This is a genomic window from Kitasatospora sp. NPDC057940 (assembly GCF_042887425.1).
Taxonomy (GTDB): Bacteria; Actinomycetota; Actinomycetes; order Streptomycetales; family Streptomycetaceae; genus Kitasatospora.
The window spans coordinates 1-17975 of record NZ_JBHVPH010000053.1; the positions used below are offsets into that span (position 1 = coordinate 1).

Sequence of the window (17975 nt, forward strand, 5' to 3'; positions counted from 1 at the left end):
CTCCCGCAACTCAGCAAGATCATCACGCCTAACGCCCACGGTCCTCGCAACTCCCACAGATCGCGGGTGTTGCGAGGACCGTTAGAACCCAAGCGCCGGCGGGGCCTTCGGTGCTCGGGGAGGGTCAGTGGCAGGTGATCAGCAGTCCGAGGACGGCGGTGCAGCTGCGGGTGTCCCGGCTGGTGGCCGGGGTCGGGTCGGCGGGCACGCCCGCGGTGCGGGCCACCGTGACGTCGAAGCTGCGGATCAGGCTGAGCAGGCCGACCGAGATCGAGAAGTGCCGGGTGGTGCTCGCCCCCTTGGCGAGCGGCCCGGTGAGCTTGCAGGTGAGCTTGGTGCCCGCGATGGTGCAGTCGCTGGAGGTCGCCGAGAGGCCGGCCGGGAGGTCGGCGGAGACGGTGCCCGAGGTCAGCGTGTCGGGGCCCTGGCCGGTCAGCGTGACGGTGTAGTCGACCCGGCCGCTGAGCAGGTTGGACACCGGCGTGGCGGTCAGGGCGACGCCGAGGTGGGCGCTGGGGGCCGTGTAGCTGAAGCGGTCGGCGGCGACGGCGGCGCTGGTGCCACCGGGCGTGGTGACCCGGACGTCCACCGGCCCGGTCACCGTGGTGGCGGGGGCGGTGGCGGTGCAGCTGGTCTTGGTGCAGTTGAAGGCGGTGGCGGCGCCCGCCGCACCGAAGGTCACGGCGGTGGCGCCGTTCAGGTCGGTGCCGGTGAGCGTCACCGTCGTGCCGCCGACCCCGGAGCCGCCGGACGGGCTGATCCCGGTGACGGCCGGGACGGGCAGCGGGAAGTCGAGCACGTCGACGGCGCCGCCGGTGAAGTCGGTGAGGTAGCCGCGCCGGCCGTCGCCGGTGATCGCCAGGCTGTACGGGCTCGCGCCGACCGGCACGGTCGCGGTGACCGTCCGGCTGGCGGTGTCCACGACGCTGACCGTGTTGTCGGCGTAGTTGGAGACGTACGCGACGCTGCCGTCCGGGGCGAGCGAGACGGCGTACGGGCCGGCGCCGACGGCGACGGTGCCGACGAGTGTGTTGCCGGTGGTGTCGAGGACGCTCGCGGTGGCGTCGTCCGCGTCGGCGGCCCACAGCCGGGTGCCGTCCGGGCTGAGCGCGAGGCCGAAGACGCTGTGGCCGACGGGAACGGTCGCGCTCACCGTGCTGCTCGCGGTGTCGATCACGTTCACCGCCTTCGCGCCGGAGGCGGCGACGTAGAGCCGCTTGCCGTCCGCCGAGACGGCCAGCCCGTGCGGCTCGGCGCCGACCGGGACGGTGGCGGTGACCGTGTTGGTGGTGGTGTCCAGCACGCTCACGGAGTCGGCCCCGGCGTTGCCGACGTAGGCGCGCGAGCCGTCCGCGGAGAGCGCGAGGCCCCACGGCTGGGCGCCGACCGGGACGGTGGCCGTCACGGTGTTGCTCGTGGTGTCCACGACGCTGACGGTGCCGTCGAGGTGGTGGGTCAGGTACGCCCGGTGCCCGTCGGGGGACACGGCGACCGCGTAGGAGCCGGTGCCGGCGGTGAAGGTGGCGGCCACCGTGTTGCTCTTGGTGTCCAGCACGCTCACGGTGCCGCTGCTCTGGCTGGTCACGTAGGCGTGGCCGCCGTCCGGCGTGAGCGCCACGCCCGCCGGGTAGGGCGCCACCGGCACGTGCGCCTTGACGGTCGGCGGCGGTGTGGCGGCCTCGGCGGTGGCGGGCTGCGACAGCAGTGCGGCCGTGGCCGCGGCTATCGCGGTCACGGCCGTCCAGGTGCGCCCGGGTGCGCGACGTGTTCTCACGAGTCTCTCCAGCATGGTCGGTCAAGGGATGCAACGCCGGTCGCTCCAGCCCCCTGCGGATCCGGAGCCGCACGAAGCGTAGAAGCCGGTATGACCATCCGTCAGGGGCTGATCGGTAATGTCGCCAACTGTTCAGATTCGACCGAGATTCGGCCAGCGGCCACCCCGCCGGCCCCGCCCCGTCGCGACCGGGGACCGGCCAGGGCGAGGTGGGGGGCGTGCAGGAAATTGGAGTTGTGGAGTCGCATTCGATAGCGTTTCGAACGTGAGGCTGACCAAGAGCACCGACATCGCCCTGCGGATCGCCATGCGGCTCGCCGTCCTGGGCGAGGACGCCAACCCGACCACCCGCGAGGTGGCCGAGGCGGTCGGCGTGCCGTACACCCACGCGGCGAAGGTGGTCAGCCGCCTGCAGCACCTCGGCGTGGTGGAGGCCCGGCGCGGGCGCGGCGGCGGGCTGCTGCTCACCTTCGCCGGGCGGACCGGCTCGCTCGGGCTGCTCCTGCGCGAGCTGGAGGGGGTCGGCGACGTGGTCGGCTGCGAGGACGACCCGCCGTGCCCGCTGCGGGCCGCGTGCCGTCTGCGCGGTGCGCTGCGGACCGCCCAGGAGGCGTTCTTCGCCGCGCTCGACCCGCTCAGCATCGACGACCTGGTGGCCGCGCCCACCGGGCCGGTGCTGCTCGGCCTCACCACCAGACCCACCGACTGATCCACCACCCCCGGGGCCGGGCTCAAGCACGGCCTTTAATGCGAATCTCACATACCAGTTAGGAGCCGGACTGATGCTGTCCGCCAAGTCCGCCGAGGTCATCGAGGCCACCCTGCCCGTCGTGGGCGGCGCCATCGGGGACATCACCCCGCTCTTCTACGACCGCATGTTCGCCGCCCACCCGGAGCTGCTGCGCGACCTGTTCAACCGCGGCAACCAGGCCAACGGCACCCAGCGGCAGGCGCTCGCCGGGTCGATAGCCGCCTTCGCCGGCGCGCTGGTCGCCCACCCCGACCAGCGGCCGGACGCGATGCTCGCCCGGATCGCCCACAAGCACGTCTCCGTCGGAATCGACAGCAGCCAGTACCGGATCGTCCACGAGCACCTCTTCGCCGCCATCGTCGAGGTGCTCGGCGAAGCCGTCACGCCCGAGGTCGCCGCCGCCTGGGACGAGGTGTACTGGCTGATGGCCAACGCCCTCGTCGCCGTCGAGGACCGGCTGCGCGCCGAGGTCGCCGCCGGCGGCGACCAGGCCGACCTCTGGCGCCCCTACACCGTCGTCGCCCGCTACCAGGAGACCGACACCGTCACCACCTTCCTGGTGCGCCCCGCCGACGGCGGTCCCGTCCCCGCCGCCCGGCCCGGCCAGTACGTCTCGGTGCGCACCGAACTGCCCGACGGCGCCCGGCAGATCCGCCAGTACAGCCTCTCCGGCACCGCCGACGGCGCGCTGCGCTTCACCGTCAAGCGCGAGCCCGGCGGCGAGGTCTCCGCCCACCTGCACGACCACCTGCACACCGGCGGCCTCGTCCACCTCGCTCCCCCGCTCGGCGACATCGCCCTCGCCGACGGCGACGGGCCGGTGCTGCTCGCCTCCGCGGGCATCGGCAACACCCCGATGACCGCCATGCTCGACCACCTCGCCGCCACCGGCTCCACCCGGCAGGTCGTCTCGGTGCACGGCGACCGCGACCAGCTCACCCACGCCTTCCGCGCCGACCTCGCCCAGCTCACCGCCAAGCTGCCGAACGCCACCGCCCACGTCTTCTACGAGCGGCCGCTCGGCGACTGGCCCGCCGAGCGCACCGGCCTGGTCGACCTCTCCACCGTCGACGTCCCGGCCGGCACCACCGCCTACCTGTGCGGCCCGCTGCCCTTCCTGCGCGCCGTCCGCGAGCAGCTCCTCGCGGCGGGCGTCCCGGCCGCGGACATCCACTACGAGGTGTTCGGGCCCGACCTCTGGCTCGCCTGAGATCCCCGAGATCCCCCGCCCCGGCCGACCCGCTCGATACCATCAGGTCCTGCCCGGCCGATCTTGGCGGGCCCGCGACGCCGGGCATCCCGCCTGGACGCACGCCCGAATCGCCCAAGTACGGCCCAGTACGAGGACGATCCGGGCGCACGCCCAGCCGGGCGCCCAACGCCGCGGGCTGATCCACCAAGATCGGCCGGGTAGGACCTAGCGGGCCGGCCGGAGTCGCCGGACGAAGGGAGGGCCGATGCGGGTCGCACTGTTCGCCACCTGCGTCAACGACGCGCTGTTCCCCGCCACGGCGGTCGCCACCGTCCGGCTGCTCGAACGCCTCGGCGTGACCGTGGACTTCCCCGCCGGGCAGACCTGCTGCGGGCAGCCGCAGTACAACACCGGCTACCGGCGGGCGTGCGAGCCGCTGCTGCGGCGCACCGCACGGGCCTTCGCCGGGTACGAGCACGTGGTGACGCCCTCCGGATCGTGCGTGGCCATGGTCCGGGACAACTACCCGCGGATCGGAGCCCGGGCCGCCGCCGACGGCCGGGGCGGCGAACTCGACTCCATGGCCGCCGCGTTGACGCCCCGGGTGTACGAGCTGACCGAGTTCCTCACCGATGTGCTCGGCGTCGAGGACGTCGGCGCGCACTTCCCGCACACCGTCACCTACCACCCCTCCTGCCACGGCCTGCGGGTGCTCGGACTCGGCGAACGGCCGCTGCGGCTGCTGCGCGCCGTCCGGGGACTGGAACTGGTCGAACTGCCCGGCGCCGAGGAGTGCTGCGGCTTCGGCGGCACCTTCGCGGTCAAGAACGCGGCCGTCTCGGCGGCCATGGCCGAGGACAAGATCACCCACGCACTCGGCACCGGCGCCCAAGTCCTGTGCGGCGCCGACAACTCCTGTCTGCTGCACCTCGGCGGCACGCTGCGCCGCCGGGGCGCGGCCCTGCGCCCGCTGCACCTGGCGGAGATCCTCGCCAGCACCGAGGAACACCCGTGGAGGCCCGCATGACCGGCACCTTCCTCGGCATGCCGGTCTTCCGGCACGCGACCTCTCCGCAGGCGACCTTCCCGCAGGCCGCGGCGACGGCCGTCCAGGACGAGCGGCTGCGCGCCAACCTGCGGCACGCCACCCACACCATCCGGGACAAACGGGCCCGCGCCGTCGCCGAACTCGACGACTGGGCCGAACTGCGCGCCGCCGGCAAGGCGATCAAGGACCACACGCTGCGCCATCTCGACCGCTACCTCGTCCAGTTGGAGGAGGCCGTCACCGCGGCCGGCGGCACCGTGCACTGGGCGGCCGACGCCGAGGAGGCCAACCGAATCGTCGCCGACCTGGTCCGCGCCACGGGAGAGACGGAGGTCGTCAAGGTCAAGTCGATGGCCACCCAGGAGATCGGGCTCAACGAGGCGCTCGCCGCCGAGGGGATCACCGCGTACGAGACCGATCTCGCCGAGCTCATCGTCCAGTTGGGCGACGACCGGCCCTCGCACATCCTGGTGCCCGCGATCCACCGCAACCGCGCCGAGATCCGGGAGATCTTCGCCGAGCAGATGGCCGCCTGGGGCCGCCCCGCACCCGAGGGCCTGACCGACTCCCCCGCCGAACTCGCCGAAGCGGCCCGGCTGCACCTGCGGGAGAAGTTCCTGCGCGCCCGGGTCGCCGTCTCCGGCGCCAACTTCATGGTCGCCGAGACCGGCACCCTGGTGGTCGTCGAGTCCGAGGGCAACGGCCGGATGTGCCTCACCCTGCCGCGCACGCTGATCTCCGTCGTCGGGATCGAGAAGGTCGTGCCGACCTGGCAGGACCTGGAGGTCTTCCTGCAACTGCTCCCCCGCTCCTCCACCGCCGAGCGGATGAACCCGTACACCTCGCTGTGGACCGGCACCACGGAGGGCGACGGCCCGTCCGCCTTCCACCTCGTGCTGCTCGACAACGGGCGCACCGCCGTGCTCGCCGACGAGGTCGGCCGCCAGGCGCTGCGCTGCATCCGTTGCTCGGCCTGCCTCAACGTCTGCCCGGTGTACGAACGGGCCGGCGGCCACGCCTACGGCTCGGTCTACCCGGGCCCGATCGGCGCCATCCTGACACCCCAACTACGCGGCACCACCAGCCCCTTGGACGCCTCGCTGCCGTACGCCTCCTCGCTCTGCGGGGCCTGCTACCAGGTCTGCCCGGTGGCGATCGACATCCCCGAGGTGCTGGTGCACCTGCGCGAGCGGGTCGCCGAGCAGGGCGGGCACCCGCTGGAGCGGGCCGCGATCGCGGCCGCCGGGTACGTGCTCGACCACCCGGCGGCGCTCGCGGCCGCCGAGCGGCTCGCCGGGCGCACCCGCGCGCTGCACCCGCGCCGGCTGCCCGGCCCGGGCCGGGCCTGGACCGACACCCGGGACCTCCCGGAGGTGCCCGCCGAACCGTTCCGCGACTGGTGGCGGAGGAACCGCTCATGACCTCACGGGAGTTGATCCTCGCCCGGATCCGCGCCGCGCTCGCCGAGCCCGACCGGGAGCGGGACCCCGACCGGGACCGGTACCGGGCACCGGAGGAGCCCGTCGCCCGGGACTACCCGCGCACGCACAGTCCGGACGATCCGGCGGCCCTGCTCGACCTGCTGCACCACAACCTGGCCGACTACCGGGCCCGGGTGCACCGCTGCACCGAGGCCGAACTGCCCGCCGTCCTGGCCCGGTTGCTGGCCGAACGCGGCAGCCGCACGGTCGCCGTGCCGCACGGTCTGCCGCCCGCCTGGCTCGGCGCCACCGCCGTCACGGCCGTCCCCGACGACGGCACGCTCACCGCCGCCCGGCTCGACGCCGTGGACAGCGTCGTCACCGGCTGCGCGCTCGCGATCGCCGAGACCGGGACGATCGTGCTGGACGCCGGGCCGGGCCAGGGGCGGCGGCTGCTCACCCTCGTCCCGGACCACCACCTGTGCGTCGTCCGGGCACCCGGGCAGGTCGTCGCCTCCGTGCCGCTCGCGCTGCCCCGGCTCGACCCGGCCCGCCCGCAGACCTGGATCTCCGGGCCGTCCGCGACCAGCGACATCGAGCTCGACCGGGTCGAGGGCGTGCACGGCCCGCGCACCCTGGAGGTGCTGCTGGTCGAGGGCTGACCGCGCCGACCGGGGCCGCGGCGACTCAGCTCATCGTCACCTCGCTGTACCGGTCGCCCTGGGAGCTGTCCCAGGCCACCTGCACCCGGCAGTCGACCGGCCGCCCGGAAGCGGCCAGTCCCTGCGCCGCGATGGCCGCCGACGGGTCGGCCAGCGTGCTGAACAGGCCGCCCGCCGGCGGGGCGCCGCCAGGTGTGAAGCCGAGGTCCGCGGGCGCGACGGCCGTGGGGTAGAACACCGCCCGGCCCGTGATCGTGTACGTCCCCCGCGTGGTGTCCTTGCGCTTGCGGCCGGGGATGACCGAGCACAGCGAGAAGGTGTCCTCGGCGCCGTCCGAGACGTTGCCCGCCGCGTCCACCGTCCACAGCTCCCAGTAGCGGGCGACCGTGGCGTGGGCGCTCGACCCCTTCGCGGTGATGTACGAGTCGATCCGGCTGCCCGACATCGCGTTCCAGTCCGTGCCGTCCCACTCCTCCACGGCGAACACGCGGTTGATCTCCTGGATGATGACGCCCTGCTGGGGCGCGGCGACGCTCAGCTGCCGCCTTCGCTCGAAGTAGCCGCACTCGCCTTCCAGGTCGTCGGCCGCCAGGTGGGTGAGCGCGATCTGCGTCGCCGGCCCGGCGCCGGGCGTGGGGGCCCGCTGGACCGACACCCCCGCGCCGCCGGAGGCGTCGTGGCCGTGCCGCTGCTGCTCGACCAGCCGGGCCACCGCGGCGTTGCCGAGGGCGCGTTGCAGGGGCAGGGCCGTCGACGGGGACAGCGGGCCGGCGGCCGCGGCCTCCCGGGTGCCCTCGGCCGGGAGGCCCGTGCTCCGGCGCTCGGGCGCAGCCCTGCGCCGCCGTGCCGCCTCGTCCTCGGATGCGGAAGCCTGATCGCGCATGTGGCCCTCCTGTCGGCACGGCACCGCCCCGGGTGCCCTGGCCAACCTCTACCGGACGGCGGGGCGGCCGGGAAGGTCCGCGAGGGCAGCGGGGAGGGCAGTGCGGACGGCGGTACGGAGGGCGGTACGGACGGCAGGTTCCGGATTCAGGCGGGCCGCAGCTCCAACGTGCAGCACTTGGCTCCGCCGCCGCCCTTCAACAGCTCCGAGACGTCCACCGGGACCGGCTGGTAGCCGTGCTCGACGAGCCGCCCGGCCAGGTGTTTCGCCGCCTCGGGCAGCAGCACCCGGCGCCCGTCCGAGACCGCGTTGAGGCCGAACACCTCGGCGTCGGCCCGGTCGGCGAGGATCGCGTCCGGGTACAGGGTGCGCAGCACGGCCCGGCTGTCGGCGTCGAAGGCCTCCGGGTAGTACATGACGTGGTCGTCGGCGAGCACGGCCAGCGCCGTGTCCAGGTGGTAGAAGCGCGGGTCGACCAGGGTCAGGCCGACCACCGGGACGCCGAAGAACTCGCCCGCCTCGGCGTGCGCGGCCCGGGAGGTGCGAAAGCCCGTCCCGGCGAGCACCCGGCCGCCGGCCACCAGGTGGTCGCCCTCGCCCTCGTTGACGTGCCCGGCGCGCTGCACCTCGCGGTAGCCGTGCGCGCGGAACCAGGCCTGGTAGGCCTCGGACTCGGCGGCCCGCTCCGGGTAGCGGAAGGTCGCGACCAGCGCCCGGCCGTCCAGCACGGTCGCGCCGTTGGCGGCGTAGACCATGTCGGGCAGGCCGGGCACCGGCTCGATCAGCTCGACGGTGTGGCCGAGGCGGCGGTACAGCCAGTACAGCCGCTCCCACTGGCGGACGGCGAGCGCGGTGTCGGTGGGCTGTGCCGGGTCCATCCACGGGTTGATCGCGTAGTCGACGGTGAAGTACGTCGGCCGGCACATCAGGTAGCGCCGCGGCCTGGCGGTGCGCTCCGGGGTCTGCGTGGGCATTCCTCAACCGTCCTCGGGTGCAGGGGAGTTCGGGAATTCCGTTCCCCAGGCCGCTGCCCCGGCGGGGCTGTTCGCACACCCGCGCGGGCGCCCCCGGCGGGCGCAGGCCCCCGCGCACCCGGCGCGGGCTCCGGCGCACGCGCGGCCGATTGCCACGGGACGGACCGCGTCGAGCGGGCCGGGAACGGGCCGCGTCGAGCGTCACCGGCAGGCGGCGCCGAGCGTCACCAGCGGACCGCGCCGAAGTCCACCGGCGCGGGCCGCAGGCCCCGGCAGCGGTCGGCGAGCGCCCGCAGCCGGGCCGCCGCCTCCTCGGCGGGCATCCGGTGCCGCTGGCCGTGGCCGGGCAGCAGCCACTCGAAGCGCAGCGCGTCCAGGCCGCGGTCCAGCGAGGCGGAGAGCTCCTCGATCGAGTACCAGGTGACGGTGTCGTACACCTCCAGGTCACCGGTGGTGCGGGACCAGTACAGGGTGTCGCCGGTGAAGCAGTACCGCTCGTCGACCAGGTACAGCACGCTGCCGCGGGTGTGGCCCGGGAAGGGGTGGGCGGTGACGCCGGGGGCGACCTCCGCCGGTTCGAGGCCGCGCAGCACCCGGTCGGCGTCGGGCGCGGCGTCCAGGTCGCCCTCGTGGATCCAGAGCCGGGCGCCGAGCCGGTCGGCGTACGCCCGGCCGTGCGCCGCGTGGTCGCGGTGCGTCAGCAGGATGTCGGTGACCGGGCCGAGGGCCTCGTACCGGGCCGCGAGCGGCTCGGCGTAGCGGGGCGTGTCGACCATCAGCCAGCCCGTGGGGCGGCGGCAGAGGTAGGAGTTGGCCCCGGCGTTGTGGCGGGAGTTGTGGCCGAGCAGCAGCAGGCCGTCGTCGAGGGCCAGCGGGAAGGGGTCGGTGGCCGGGTCGAGCGGACCGGTGCCCGGCCGGATGGAGCGGGTGGGGCAGGCGTGGGCGGCGGCGAGCAGCTGGCGGTGCTCGGCCTCGTCGTGTGGCTGGCGGACCAGCTCGGAGCGGCCGGCGTGCTCACGGATCAGTCCTGGCGCGAGCTGCCGGGCCACGTCGCAGTTGGTGCAGCGGTCGTCGACGGACCACTGCCCGGACGGGCCGGAGGTCGGATTCAGAGCCATGGTGTCTTCCCCTTGGAAGGACGGCGGCCGGGCCGACCGCACCCTTCGAGCATCGTCCGGGCGGGCCCAAAAGCGGAAGGGGGGCGGGATCTTGTGGTTTCCGGGGGCCGCCGCTCTGCACCCCGGTTGTATTCCGGGTGGGGCACGTGGTCCATCTCACGTGCCGCCGGGGTCACCTACGGTGGCGTAGGTCACTTGAATGGGTGAACTATCTCCTTCATGCCGAACCTCCAGGAGACCCTTGACCTCAGTTCGTATGCCGCCCTCGGCGACAGCTTCACCGAGGGCCTGAACGACCCCGGTGCCGACGGCGCCTTCGCCGGCTGGGCCGACCGCCTGGCCGGGCTGCTCGCCGACGGGCGGCCGCCGGGCGGGTTCCGCTACGCCAACCTGGCGGTGCGCGGCCGGCTGCTGGACCAGATCACGGCCGAGCAGGTGCCGCAGGTCCGCCGGCTCCAGCCCGACCTGGCCACCTTCTGCGCCGGCGGCAACGACATCCTGCGGCCCGGCAGCGACCCGGACGAGGTCGCCGAGCGCTTCGAGGCCGCCATCGTCCAACTCACCGCCTCCGCCGGGACGGTGCTGATCTGCACCGGCTTCGACACCCGGGACGTACCGCTGTTCAAGCACCTGCGCGGCAAGATCGCCACGTACAACGGGCACATGCGGGCGGTCGCCGACCGCAACGGCTGCAAGGTGGCCGACCTGTGGTCGCTGCGCGCCGTCCAGGACCGCCGGGCCTGGAGCGAGGACCGGCTGCACCTCTCCCCGGAGGGCCACCAGCGGGTCGCCCTGCTGGCCGCCCGCTCCCTGGGGCTGCGCACCGAGCAGGACCCGGAGGCGCCCTGGCCGGCCGGCCCGGAGGTGTCCGCCGCCGACCAGCGGCGCGAGAACCTCCAGTGGGCCCGCGAGTACCTGCTGCCCTGGGTCGGCCGACGGCTGCGCGGGGAGTCCTCGGGGGACCACGTCGAGGCCAAGCGGCCCGACCTGCTTCCGCTCTGACGTCTCGTCAGGCGGCACCGGGTGCTGCGGCCTTCCTCGCAGCCCTTGCGACCCTCGCGGTCCACGCGGCCTTCGCGGTCCGCAGCACCCGGTGCGCCAGCGCGGCGAACGCGGCGCCGACCAGGTACCAGAACAGGTCCAGCGGATTGAACGTCGACCCCAGCACCAATCGGGCCAGCACGCTGCGCCGCCCCAACTCGTCGGGCACGCCGGTGATCTGGAACAGCTCCACCGCCCAGCTCAGCCCCGCCGCCACCACCGCCGCCCGCCCCGGCGCAATCCTGGGCGCGACCAGCACCACCAGCGCGTACACCAGCACCGTGTAGAGCGCGTCCCCGGCGTACTTCGCGACGTCCCCGCCGAGCACGGACCGCACGCCCAGCCCGGCCGCCACCGTCACCCCGGCCGCCAGCAGCGGCACCGCCCGCACCCGCAGGCGCCCCCAGAGATCATCCACCCGCCCACCCTACGGCCCGCCCGGCGGCCACCGGCCTCCGGTGCCGGGGCTGGTCCGGACGGGCGACCTCCCGCATCCGCGACGCCCGGGCGTCGTTGGCCGCTGCGTGACCGCACCCCGAAGCCTGCTCCGCCTGGCCGCCGCCGCGCTGTTCCTGACGGCCGTCACCGTCCTCTCCGCCGCCCCGGCCGGCGCCACCGCCCCCGCGGCCCACCCCGCACCGCGGATCGTCCGCGGCATCCTCGAACCCCCGCTGCCCGTCGACCAGTTGCCGCCCCAGGTCGAGGAGGCGTGCCACATCTGGCACGACCTGCACTGGCCGACCGCGAACGCTCCTCGGGACTACCCGGTGGCCGACTCCCCCTACGTGATCCGCGGCAGCAACGTCTACGGCAACCGCAGCGGTGACCTCCCCCGGAGCGGCCACTACCGCGAGTACGACGTCAACCCGCGCTCGCCCGGCCAGCACCGCGACGCCGAACGCCTGGTGCGCGACCCCGACACCCAGCACGTCTGGTACAGCGACGACCACTACGCCAACTTCCATGAGATCGGCTCGGGCTGCTCCTGATCGCGGGTCGTGCTCGTGATCACGGGCGACGGGCGTAGCCGACCCGTCGCCCGGCCCGGACCGGCGCCCGAGGCTTCTGCCAGGATGGGCGTCCTCGACCCCGGGCGCGGCGAAAGGGCGGCACAGCGGTGGAACTCGACCCGAAGAGGCTGCTGATCCTGCGCCAGATCGCCGACGCCGGCAGCGTGGCGGGCGCCTCGCGCGCGCTGGGCCACACCCCCTCCGCGGTGTCCCAGCAACTGGGCCGGCTGGAACGCGAAGTCGGCGTCCCCCTGGTGGACCGCACCGGCGGGCGGGCCGAACTGACCGCCGCGGGCCGCCTGTTGGCGGGTTACGGCGACCGGATCGGCCAGGCGCTCCGGGACGCCGCCCGCGACCTGCGCGCGCTCGGCGCCGCCGCCGCCGGCCCGGTCGCCATCGGCGTGCCGCCGCCCGCCATCACGTTCTTCGCCACCACCGCCGTCCACCTGCTCGCCCGCACCCACCCCGACCTGGCCCCCCGCCTGGTGGAGACCGGACGGCAGGAGGGCCTGCGCGCGCTGCGCCTGGGCGAACTGGACGTCCTGGTCATCGAGGACGACCGGCAGGAACCCACCCCGCTGCCGCCCGGCATCGAGGCGAGCGTCATGTTCGAGGACGCCTACCGCCTGGTCGTCCCCGCCGACTGGCCCCCGCCCACCGACCCGGCCCGGCTGTCCGGCCGCCCCTGGATCGCCGCCCCGGCCGGCTCGCCCCGGCAGCTGGCCTTCCAGCGCCTGGCCGCCCGGCACGACATCGTGCCCCTGGTCGAGCACACCGCCCGCTACCGCTTCGCCGTCTACACCATGCTCGCCGCCCGCCTGGGCGCCGCGATCCTGCCCGCGAACGCCGCCGCCCTGATCGGCCCGGGCGCCGGCACCGTCACCGCGCTGCCGGTGCCGGGCGCCTACCTGGTGCGCCTGCTGCGCCGCACCGGACCGTGGGGGGCGCCACCGGCGGTGCGGGCGGCGGCCGAGGCGCTGCAGAGCGCGCTGCTGGCGGCGAGCGAGCGGCTGGCGGCCCAGGGCCTGACCGAGAGTGAGCCGCGCGTGAACGGCCGCCTGGTCGACCCCAGCGAGTCGAGCACACCTGAGGGCCCGTCCGCCGGGACGCCGTAAGCGCTGCTGAACGCCGGGGGTCAGCCCCGCTTGCTGGTGCCCGGCCCGGCACTCTGCCAGCGTGGCCGGGTGACCACCATCGCGGACGAGCGACCCCCCGTCCCTGCTCCTCCCCCCTCCGGCCGGCTGCGCCGCCGGGCGCGCGCCGCCACGAGCCTGCTCCAACGGGCGGCCTGGGCCACCACCTTGGCCGGCGCGGTGACGACGGCCTGCACGCCGTGGGGATCCACGCCCTGGTACGCCGGCTGGATCGGCGCGGCCGACGCGGCGGCACTCGCGGCCCTGGTCTCGCCGGTGCGGCTGGCCCTGGGCGAGCGCCCGCGCTCCGGCTCCGTCTCCACCCTGTTCCACGCCGTCATGCTCGCCCTGATGCTCTGCACCTTCGCCGGCTGCTTCGCCTTCTCCCTCAGCGGCTGGTTCCACGAGCACGACCGCGACCTGCACGCCACGCTGCGGGTGTCCGCCACCGTCACCGGCTGCCACAGCAGCGGTGACACCAGCACCGAGTGCACCTTCCTCTGGACGGCGGACGGGCACGAGTACCGCGCCGCCGAGGGCACGGACGGGCAGTGGCCCGACGGGCACCGGATCGACGTGCGGATCGATCCCGCCCACCCGCAACGGGATCCCGTCACCGACGGCGGCTACTGGCCGCTGTGGATCGCGGTCGTCGTGGGCGGGCTCGGCATCCCGTTCAGCCTGTGCGTGTGGTGGGTCCTGGAGGAGGCCGCGAACTACTGACGCCGGGACGGCAACGGAGGCGGCGGGCCTTGTCGGACGGGTCGTCGCCGTGGACACGCGGGCGGCCCGGCGGGGTGCCGAGGTGCGGCATCGCGGTCATACTTGATCGGAAGTCGATCGAAAGATATGGTCCGATCAACCAGCCACGGTTCGGAGCAGTACGGGGGACAGGCGATGACCATCTCGGCCGAGGAACGTCGGGACCTGATCCTCAAGGCCGTCGGCGAGGCGAGCGGGCCCCTGCGGCTCGCCGACCTGGCGGCGCGGCTCGCCATTCCGGCGGTGACCGTGCGTCGCGACGTCGCCGCGCTGGCCGAGGCCGGTCGGGTGGGGCGCTCGCACGGGTTCGTCGTACGGCGCACACCGGAGAAGCCGACGGACGGCGAGGGCGGGACCCGCACCCTCGGGCTGCTGGTGCCCTCCGTCGGGTCGTACTTCGACGAGCTGATCAACGGTGCCCGGGCCGCCGCGACGGCGGCGGGCGCCCGGCTGGTCCTCGGCATCGCCCCCTACGAGGCCCGCGACGACCACACGCAGGCCGAACGGCTGCTGGAGTCCGGCCTCGACGGGCTGCTGCTCGCGCCCAACCTCCTGCCGGGCGGGCCCGCGCAGGCCCACGACTGGCTGGACGACCTGCCGGTGCCCGCCGTCCTGGTCGAACGCGGCGCGCCCGAGTACGGGGGCCCCGGCGCCGGCCTGGACTCCGTCGGCTCGGACCACCGGCAGGGCGTCCTCCTCGCGCTGCGCCACTTCGCCGACCTCGGCCACGACCGGGTCCTGCTCGCGGCCCGCGGCGACTCCTGGACGGCCCGGGAGGTCCGGGCCGGCTACCAGCACGGCACCCGGCTGCTCGGCCTGGCCGCCCTGCCCGTCCTGGACACCCTCGGTGACGACGGCCGCCCCGCCGACTCCGACCGGCTCGCCGAACTGATCGCCGACGCCGTGTCCGACGGCGTCCGCGCCGCCCTCATCCACAACGACCAGGACGCGATCCAGCTGCTCCCGCTGCTCCGCGCCCGCGGCCTCGCGGTGCCCGACGACCTCGCGCTGATCGCCTACGACGACGTGTTCGCCGCCCTGGCGGCCCCGCCGCTGACCGCCGTCGCCCCGCCGACCCGCGCGGTCGGCGAGACCGCCGTCGGCCTGCTGCTGCGCCGCCTCACCGCCGGGCCCGACCTGCCGGTGCACCGGATCTCCCTGCTCCCGGCCCTGCGCGTCCGCACCTCCTGCGGCGGCTGAGCCCCCAGCCCCCGGCCGGGGAGCCCGTCCGGCTGCCGCCTTCGCGGGGCGGCCCGCCCATGGGCCGGGCCGGGGGCCCGTTACCGCCGCAGTCCCGCCAGCCAGTCGGCAGCCGCGCCGAGCAGCGGAGCCAGCGGGGCGGCCTCGGGGTACCACGGCGCCTCGTACTCCCAGCAGACCCAGGCGCCGGCCGGCAGCAGGGCGAGGCAGGCGGCGATCGGCAGGGTGCCGGCGCCGAGCGGCAGCGGCGTGCGGTCGGCGGCCGAGGCGACGTCCTTGACCTGGACGTGGCCCAGCCGGTCGGCCAGCGCCCGGTGGGTGGCCTGCGGCGGCTCCCCGCCGAGGACGGTGTGCTGGAGGTCCCACAGGGCGCCGACGGCCGGGTGGTCGACGAGGGCGAGCAGCCGGGCGAGGTCGCGGCCGGTCGGGTGCGAGTCGTGCGTCTCGACCAGGACCCGGACGCCGAGCGCGGCCGCACGGTCGGCGACGGCGGCCAGCCGCCGGGCGGCGCGCTCATCGGCCCGTTCGTCGACCGCCGCCGGGCCGGGCGCGGCGCCGCCGCGCGGGAAGACCCGGACGGCCGGGCAGCCCAGGTCGGCGGCGAGTTCCAGGTGTCCGCCGAGGTCGGCGAGCAGCGGGGCGTCCGCGCCCGGGGCGGCGATGCCGAGGTAGGAGGCCAGCGCGAGCGGGACCGTCCCGGTGGGCGCCAGTGCGCGCACTGCGGCGCGCCGCTCCTCGGCGGTCAGGCCGGGGTGGACCGGCTGGCCCGGGGCGCAGCGCAGTTCCAGCCCGTGCCAGCCGTGGTCGGCGGCGAGGCGCGCGGCGGCGGCGAGCGGCAGGTCGGGCAGGCCGAGGGTGGACAGGGCGAGCGGCACGGGTGCTCCTCAGGTCCGGGCGCCGGGCGGAAGTCGGCGGGCGAAGGCCGCTCCCGGCGACAGCTGCGCCTCGTGGACGGCGCCGTCGGCCCACCGCACCCGCAGCCGGTAGGCCCCGTCGGGGGCGGCCGCCACGTCCGCCGTCAGCCGGTCGAGCGGCGGGAGTTCGTCCGCGGCCGCGGTGAGATGAGCGGCGGCGGTGAGGCGGGCTGCGCAGACCAGCAGGTGGACGGCCCCGCCGGTGGCGCCGGTCAGCACCGGCAGGGCGGCGGCCGCGCCGAAGGCCGTGCCGTCCGGGACGGGGCTGGTGCGGGCGGCGGTGTAGCCGTGCAGGGCGCGCAGTTCGCTGGTCAGCAGACGGCCGTCCAGCGTGTGGGCGGTCGCGGTGGCAGAGGCAACCGCAGTGCACGGCCGGGCGGGTGGCAGGTGGTCTCCGGCGACGGCCCAGCCGCCCTCGCGCAGCGGGGTGCCGGGCGGGGCGCCGACGACCAGGTGGGCGCGGACCTCGTCGGCGCCGTGGGCGAGGGTCAGCGAGGTGACGGTGACGCCGGGCAGGGGGTGTCCGCCGGCCCGGGGGCGGTGGGTGGAGGCCGCCCAGCCGTCGCCGGTGGCGAGCGGGGTGATCGGGCCGCGTTCGGTGGGTTCGCCGTCGACCAGCAGGGCGAGGTGGTTGTCGGCCGGACCGGTGTGGACGGGGCCGGTGGCGGTGGAGTGGGCGAGCCGCGCGTAGTGCGGGTCGTCGGGGTGGACGCGGTCGGCGGGCTGGTCGTCGCTGCCGTGGTTGTGGAGGCGGACCAGGCCGTCGGCCGCGGTGGACTGGACCAGCCAGCCGGGGCCGGGCAGCGCGCGGACGGTGTCGCGGCGTTCGGCGGGGGCGGGCTCCTCGCGGTCCGTCCAGGCGGGGTGGTCGGCGGGCAGCAGCAGGCCGAGGAAGCCGGAGGCCGCCCAGTAGGGCGAGGAGGGGCCGGAGTAGGGCTGGACGAGCGGGGGGTGGGAGCCGTACCAGCCGAGGGTGAGCAGGCCGTCGGGGCCGGTGGCGCCGCGGTCGAGGAAGTGGCGCAGGGCGCCGGAGGCGAGTCGGCGGGTGGTGCCGGGGGTGAGCGGGGTGTGGCCGGTGAGGGCGCCGGCCCAGAGCGGGGCGGCGGCGGCGAACCGGTAGATCAGCGAGCGGCCCTGGTGCACCGGCGCGCCGTCGCCGCCGAACAGGTGGGCGTGGTCGGCGAGGTGGGCGGCGAGCCGGGGGCCGTACTCGGCGAGCAGGGCGCGGTCGTCGGCGAGGTGGGCGTGCAGCACGGGGTAGAGGTGCAGGGCCCAGCCGTTGTAGTGGTCGAAGGCGCGGGGGCGGCCGTCGGTGTACCAGCCGTCGCCGAGGTAGAAGCGGTCGATGCGCTCCAGGCCGCGCCGGACGGCGGCGCGGGCGGCGCGCTCCTCGACGCCGGCCTCGGCGAGGAAGCCGCCGACGGCGAGCGGGAAGAGCCACCAGTTGTTGTCGTTGGGTGTGCGGTGGAGGGTCTCGGCGAGCCACCGGGCGGTTCTGGTCCGGACGTCGGCGGGGAGGCGGTCCCAGAGCCAGGGGCGGGTCAGCCGCAGGGCGAACGCGATGGCGGCGGCCTCGACCATGGCCTGGCCGCGGTCGGTGACGACGGGCCAGGACGCCGGGTCGTCGTCGGTGAGGTCGCGTGCGGTGGTGGGGTGGCGGGTGCCGGCGTCGAGTCCGGCGGCGTAGCGGTCGAGCAGGCCGTGCGGGTCGGCGCCGCCGGCGCCGGCGATGCGCAGGGCGGCGAGGAGGAAGGTGCGGGCGAAGCCTTCGAGGGCGTCGGAGCGGCGGCCGGACCAGCTCGGCCGGGGGCCGGGGAGGTCGATCAGCGCGTGTCCTGGGCCGGCCCAGGGGAGGACGGCGTCGAGCAGCCCGTCGGCGGCGGCCTCCCAGTGGGCTCTGGTCCAGCCGGTGCGGGGGCTGAGGGCGTGGTCTTCCGGGGGCAGCAGCACGGCGGTGTCCTCCATGGCACGGGGCTCGGGAGTCGCGCCCCGTGCGGGGAATCTAGAAAGCGGTTGATCGTTCGTCAAGCCTTTTGATCGCAACGGATCATTTGATCCCGATCTCTTGACTTCGATCGTTCGTCCGCCCAGG

General features: G+C 75.4%; 17 protein-coding genes. 10 read left to right on the forward strand and 7 right to left on the reverse strand.

The features are described 5' to 3' along the window. Positions 1–124: 124 nt before the first annotated feature. The gene (locus ACFVTF_RS37620) at positions 125–1774 is read right to left on the reverse strand and encodes a beta-propeller fold lactonase family protein (RefSeq protein ID WP_371522111.1); all 1650 of its coding nucleotides are present in this window, start codon (positions 1772–1774) and stop codon (positions 125–127) included. 265 nt (positions 1775–2039) lie between these two features. Here ACFVTF_RS37620 and ACFVTF_RS37625 point away from each other — a divergent pair, with 265 nt between their 5' ends. The 5 genes from ACFVTF_RS37625 (at position 2040) to ACFVTF_RS37645 (ending at position 6848) form a co-directional block, all read left to right on the forward strand. After that, positions 2040–2483, forward strand: a complete 444-nt coding sequence (locus ACFVTF_RS37625) for an RrF2 family transcriptional regulator (RefSeq protein WP_387818695.1) — start codon at positions 2040–2042, stop codon at positions 2481–2483. Positions 2484–2556: 73 nt separating this feature from the next. After that, a complete protein-coding gene (locus tag ACFVTF_RS37630; RefSeq protein ID WP_387818697.1) occupies positions 2557–3735 on the forward strand; it encodes a globin domain-containing protein in 1179 nt (392 codons plus the stop codon). A 247-nt stretch (positions 3736–3982) separates the two neighbouring features. After that, positions 3983–4744 carry a (Fe-S)-binding protein gene (locus tag ACFVTF_RS37635; RefSeq protein ID WP_371522105.1) on the forward strand — a complete coding sequence of 254 codons (762 nt, stop codon included), beginning with the start codon at positions 3983–3985 and terminating at the stop codon, positions 4742–4744. After that, complete coding sequence (locus tag ACFVTF_RS37640; protein ID WP_387818699.1) at positions 4741–6186, forward strand: lactate utilization protein B; 1446 nt, start codon at positions 4741–4743, stop codon at positions 6184–6186. The genes ACFVTF_RS37635 and ACFVTF_RS37640 overlap by 4 nt, the downstream gene beginning before the upstream one ends. After that, the gene (locus ACFVTF_RS37645; protein ID WP_387818701.1) at positions 6183–6848 is read left to right on the forward strand and encodes a lactate utilization protein C; all 666 of its coding nucleotides are present in this window, start codon (positions 6183–6185) and stop codon (positions 6846–6848) included. The genes ACFVTF_RS37640 and ACFVTF_RS37645 overlap by 4 nt, the downstream gene beginning before the upstream one ends. A gap of 25 nt (positions 6849–6873) precedes the next feature. Here ACFVTF_RS37645 and ACFVTF_RS37650 read toward each other — a convergent pair whose 3' ends face one another. The 3 genes from ACFVTF_RS37650 to ACFVTF_RS37660 all read right to left on the reverse strand — a co-directional run bounded on the left by ACFVTF_RS37650 (position 6874) and on the right by ACFVTF_RS37660 (position 9823). After that, a complete protein-coding gene (locus ACFVTF_RS37650; protein WP_387818703.1) occupies positions 6874–7731 on the reverse strand; it encodes a hypothetical protein in 858 nt (285 codons plus the stop codon). Positions 7732–7877: 146 nt separating this feature from the next. After that, entirely contained in the window at positions 7878–8705 is an 828-nt protein-coding gene (ddaH, locus tag ACFVTF_RS37655) for a dimethylargininase (RefSeq protein WP_387818705.1), read from the reverse strand. Positions 8706–8929: 224 nt separating this feature from the next. Beyond that, a complete protein-coding gene (locus tag ACFVTF_RS37660) occupies positions 8930–9823 on the reverse strand; it encodes a 4Fe-4S domain-containing protein (protein ID WP_387818707.1) in 894 nt (297 codons plus the stop codon). Between the two features lie 219 nt (positions 9824–10042). Between ACFVTF_RS37660 and ACFVTF_RS37665 the strand changes: the two genes are divergently transcribed. Then, positions 10043–10825: an SGNH/GDSL hydrolase family protein gene (locus tag ACFVTF_RS37665; protein WP_371522092.1), complete on the forward strand. Its 783-nt coding sequence runs from the start codon at positions 10043–10045 to the stop codon at positions 10823–10825. A gap of 7 nt (positions 10826–10832) precedes the next feature. On the opposite strand, the gene ACFVTF_RS37670 is transcribed toward ACFVTF_RS37665, so the two are convergent. Next, positions 10833–11282 (reverse strand): DUF2809 domain-containing protein, encoded by a 450-nt coding sequence (locus ACFVTF_RS37670; protein ID WP_387818709.1) that lies wholly within the window; start codon positions 11280–11282, stop codon positions 10833–10835. A 106-nt stretch (positions 11283–11388) separates the two neighbouring features. Between ACFVTF_RS37670 and ACFVTF_RS37675 the strand changes: the two genes are divergently transcribed. From ACFVTF_RS37675 to ACFVTF_RS37690, 4 genes are all read left to right on the forward strand, one after another. Beyond that, a complete protein-coding gene (locus ACFVTF_RS37675) occupies positions 11389–11853 on the forward strand; it encodes a ribonuclease domain-containing protein (RefSeq protein WP_387818711.1) in 465 nt (154 codons plus the stop codon). Between the two features lie 128 nt (positions 11854–11981). Beyond that, positions 11982–12989 carry a LysR family transcriptional regulator gene (locus ACFVTF_RS37680; RefSeq protein WP_387818713.1) on the forward strand — a complete coding sequence of 336 codons (1008 nt, stop codon included), beginning with the start codon at positions 11982–11984 and terminating at the stop codon, positions 12987–12989. Between the two features lie 69 nt (positions 12990–13058). Next, the gene (locus ACFVTF_RS37685; protein WP_387818715.1) at positions 13059–13730 is read left to right on the forward strand and encodes a DUF3592 domain-containing protein; all 672 of its coding nucleotides are present in this window, start codon (positions 13059–13061) and stop codon (positions 13728–13730) included. A 174-nt stretch (positions 13731–13904) separates the two neighbouring features. Then, positions 13905–14969 carry a substrate-binding domain-containing protein gene (locus tag ACFVTF_RS37690; protein WP_387818717.1) on the forward strand — a complete coding sequence of 355 codons (1065 nt, stop codon included), beginning with the start codon at positions 13905–13907 and terminating at the stop codon, positions 14967–14969. 80 nt (positions 14970–15049) lie between these two features. On the opposite strand, the gene ACFVTF_RS37695 is transcribed toward ACFVTF_RS37690, so the two are convergent. After that, entirely contained in the window at positions 15050–15844 is a 795-nt protein-coding gene (locus ACFVTF_RS37695) for a sugar phosphate isomerase/epimerase family protein (RefSeq protein ID WP_387818719.1), read from the reverse strand. A 9-nt stretch (positions 15845–15853) separates the two neighbouring features. Further along, entirely contained in the window at positions 15854–17848 is a 1995-nt protein-coding gene (locus ACFVTF_RS37700; protein WP_387818721.1) for a DUF2264 domain-containing protein, read from the reverse strand. Positions 17849–17975: the final 127 nt, after the last annotated feature.

Coding starts and splice junctions, on each gene's coding strand:
- ACFVTF_RS37630 (WP_387818697.1), top strand. CDS start 2,557: ATGCTGTCCGCCAAGTCCGCCGAGGTCATCGAGGCCACCCTGCCCGTC.
- ddaH (WP_387818705.1), bottom strand. CDS start 8,705: ATGCCCACGCAGACCCCGGAGCGCACCGCCAGGCCGCGGCGCTACCTG.
- ACFVTF_RS37650 (WP_387818703.1), bottom strand. CDS start 7,731: ATGCGCGATCAGGCTTCCGCATCCGAGGACGAGGCGGCACGGCGGCGC.
- ACFVTF_RS37700 (WP_387818721.1), bottom strand. CDS start 17,848: ATGGAGGACACCGCCGTGCTGCTGCCCCCGGAAGACCACGCCCTCAGC.
- ACFVTF_RS37640 (WP_387818699.1), top strand. CDS start 4,741: ATGACCGGCACCTTCCTCGGCATGCCGGTCTTCCGGCACGCGACCTCT.
- ACFVTF_RS37665 (WP_371522092.1), top strand. CDS start 10,043: ATGCCGAACCTCCAGGAGACCCTTGACCTCAGTTCGTATGCCGCCCTC.
- ACFVTF_RS37645 (WP_387818701.1), top strand. CDS start 6,183: ATGACCTCACGGGAGTTGATCCTCGCCCGGATCCGCGCCGCGCTCGCC.
- ACFVTF_RS37635 (WP_371522105.1), top strand. CDS start 3,983: ATGCGGGTCGCACTGTTCGCCACCTGCGTCAACGACGCGCTGTTCCCC.
- ACFVTF_RS37660 (WP_387818707.1), bottom strand. CDS start 9,823: ATGGCTCTGAATCCGACCTCCGGCCCGTCCGGGCAGTGGTCCGTCGAC.
- ACFVTF_RS37690 (WP_387818717.1), top strand. CDS start 13,905: ATGACCATCTCGGCCGAGGAACGTCGGGACCTGATCCTCAAGGCCGTC.